This is a genomic window from Acidovorax sp. SRB_24 (assembly GCF_012931925.1).
This window is the reverse complement of sequence record NZ_MWOM01000301.1, coordinates 1-319: the sequence shown is the minus strand read 5'-3', so window position 1 is coordinate 319 and position 319 is coordinate 1. Positions and strand designations below refer to the sequence as shown.

1 pseudogene is annotated in these 319 nt (G+C 74.0%); it reads left to right on the top strand.

What is annotated here, in order from left to right:
• A pseudogene (locus B2J89_RS22025) lies at positions 1-319 on the top strand (DNA mismatch repair protein MutS); the annotation flags it as partial.

Below are 319 nucleotides of genomic sequence, written 5' to 3'. Positions count from 1 at the left end.
GCCGCGTGCGCCCGCGCAGCGCGTCACGGATCTGGGCGCGCTGGCGCGCCAGTTGCGCGAGCAGCAGGCACATGCCCAAGCACTGGAAGAAGCCCGCCGCGCCGCGGCCGCCCGGCGCGAGGCGGAGCAGCAGCTGTTCAGCCGCACGGTCGGCCCGGTCACGCCGCTGCGCGCGCCTAACCTGGCACCGCTGCCCGCCGCGGCGCCCGAGCCGCTGCCGCTGCAGCTGTGGCTCGACGAGGAACGCGCGCTGCTCGAATCGATCAGCGACGACTTTGACGTCAGCACCCTGCTCGACACCGACGACCAGCTCAGCTAC